Origin of the sequence: Streptomyces sp. ActVer, assembly GCF_027270795.1 — a bacterium.
GTDB classification, from domain to species: domain Bacteria; phylum Actinomycetota; class Actinomycetes; order Streptomycetales; family Streptomycetaceae; genus Streptomyces; species Streptomyces umbrinus_A.
This window is the reverse complement of sequence record NZ_JAPWHT010000836.1, coordinates 1-1,879: the sequence shown is the minus strand read 5'-3', so window position 1 is coordinate 1,879 and position 1,879 is coordinate 1. Positions and strand designations below refer to the sequence as shown.

General features: G+C 75.5%; 5 protein-coding genes. All 5 read left to right on the top strand.

Translation table 11 applies throughout. The features are described from left to right. Positions 1–195: hypothetical protein (locus tag O3Q52_RS52625; RefSeq protein ID WP_269655475.1), on the top strand; the 195-nt coding region annotated here is incomplete at its 5' end. A gap of 426 nt (positions 196–621) precedes the next feature. After that, the gene (locus O3Q52_RS52620; protein WP_269655474.1) at positions 622–945 is read left to right on the top strand and encodes a hypothetical protein; all 324 of its coding nucleotides are present in this window, start codon (positions 622–624) and stop codon (positions 943–945) included. A 3-nt stretch (positions 946–948) separates the two neighbouring features. Next, positions 949–1,410 carry a hypothetical protein gene (locus tag O3Q52_RS52615; protein WP_269655473.1) on the top strand — a complete coding sequence of 154 codons (462 nt, stop codon included), beginning with the start codon at positions 949–951 and terminating at the stop codon, positions 1,408–1,410. A gap of 75 nt (positions 1,411–1,485) precedes the next feature. After that, the gene (locus tag O3Q52_RS52610; protein WP_269655472.1) at positions 1,486–1,629 is read left to right on the top strand and encodes a hypothetical protein; all 144 of its coding nucleotides are present in this window, start codon (positions 1,486–1,488) and stop codon (positions 1,627–1,629) included. A gap of 33 nt (positions 1,630–1,662) precedes the next feature. After that, positions 1,663–1,879 (top strand): hypothetical protein (locus tag O3Q52_RS52605; RefSeq protein WP_269655471.1); only part of this gene is annotated, 217 nt, incomplete at its 3' end.

Sequence of the window (1,879 nt, the reverse complement as noted above, 5' to 3'; positions counted from 1 at the left end):
GGTGCCGAAGCGCCCGGCTGGCCCGCCGGGCCCGCGGGGGTGGCCGAGGCGACGGGGAGCTGGGTCGCCGGTCCCGGGAGTGCGGTCGTCGGGCCGGTGGTGGACACGTTCCCCGAGGTCGGCGCACCGAGGCCCAGGCGCCGGGCCGGGGCGGAGGCACTCCGCTGCACCGGGCGCGGGCCCGCGCTGGACTGAGTGCTCGGCAGCACCGGCTTGGTGGTGGGGGTGGTGGGTCCACCCCGACTCGGGCCGGGAGCAGACGAGTTCGCGGAGGGGGCCTTCCCTGCCTCGGAGCCCGGGGCTACCGGGTTGCCGGGGCTGGGCGTCCGGCTGTCGGCATGGGATGTCGTGGTGGTGGCGGCCGCCCTGTCGGCAGGGTTCCCGGCTGCCGGACCGACCGGGTGAGGTGCCGGGCCGTCGTGGCTGCGGTCGGCCGTTGGACGGACGGGGCCGGGTGCCGTGCCGGCGGAGCCGGCTGTGGTCGGTGTGGCGGCTGCGCCGCTTGAACTGGTGCTTGCCCGTTGGATGTTGACTGACGCGCTGCCGGAACGAGTGCCTGTGTCACCGGAGTTGGACCCTGCGTCCCCGGGACCATGTGCCGTTCCGGCGGAGGTGGCTGATGTGCTGCTTGAACTGGTGGTTGCCCGTTGGATGTTGACTGGCGTGCTGCTGGAACGGGTCGCGTGGCTGCCGGAGTTGGCTGCCGCATCCCTGGGCCCATTTGCCGCTGCGGCGGACGCGGTTGGCGTGCCGCTCGAACTGGTGGTCGCGGGATGGATGTTGGCAGCCGTGCTGCTGGAACTGGTGCTCGCCCGCTGGATGTTGACGGCCGCGCTGCCGGAGCGGGCCGCCGTGTCCCCGGAGTTGCCTACCGCGTCCCTGGGGCTGGTTGCCGTTCCGGCGGAGGACGCAGGCGAGCTGCTTGAACTGGTGGTCGCCCGTTGAGCGTTGGCAGCCGTGCCGCTGGAACGGGTGGCTGTGCTGCCGGAGTTGGGCGCTGCGTTCCTGGGCCCGGTTGCCGTTCCGGCGGTGGAGGTTGGCGTGCCGCTGGGTGCGGCGGGAGTCCGCTGGACGCCGGTCGCCGCGTCGCCGTGTTGCGCCGCACCGCTCGGTCCGGGCGCGGTGTGGCTGGGGCTCTTCCCGGCCGTGCTGGAGCCGGTGGTCGTCCCGGCGGGGCGGGCCGGCATGCTGCCGGGGTCGGCCGCCGACCTCTGGACGCGGACCGCCGCGCTGTCGGTACCGGCGGCCGTCGTGGCAGGACTGGTGGTCGTTGCGGCGGCGGGCTCGGACGTCGTACTGCCGGGGTTGGACGTCGCTCGTTGGACGTTGACCACAGCGTTGCCGGGCCTGGCAGGTACGGGGCCAGGACCGGTGGTTGCCCTGCTGGGACCGGTCGTTGATCCGCCCTGATCGGGGGCCGTGCCATGGAGGTCGGCCGCCGCTCGCTGGACGTTGCCCCCCGCCCTGCCGGGCCCGGTGTTGGGCATGGCGTCGGGGACGGCGGTCGCCGCGCTGCTCGCCGTACCGGCGGAAGAGGTCGCCGCCTCGGTGCCGACGCCGGCGGAACCGGCCGCCCTGTCGGCCGAGTTGGCCGCCGGTCCACCAGGGCGAGTCGCCCGGGGACCGTGATCGGCCGCCGGACGGACCGGCCCGGGTGCCGAGTTGCCGGAGAGGGGGGACGTACCGGCCGAGCCGGTGGTGGCCGGCGTGACGGCCGTACCGCCTGAACCGGTCGCCGCCCGTTGGACGTTGACGGCCGCGCCACCGGAGTGGGCCGCCGGGCTGTCGGCACCGGCGGACCGGCTGCTGGAGCCGTCCGCCGAACCGCCACCGGACGCCGGACTGCCGGAGGCGGCCGTCGTGCCGACCGCCGAGGGCC

Coding starts and splice junctions, on each gene's coding strand:
- O3Q52_RS52610 (WP_269655472.1), top strand. CDS start 1,486: ATGGCGTCGGGGACGGCGGTCGCCGCGCTGCTCGCCGTACCGGCGGAA.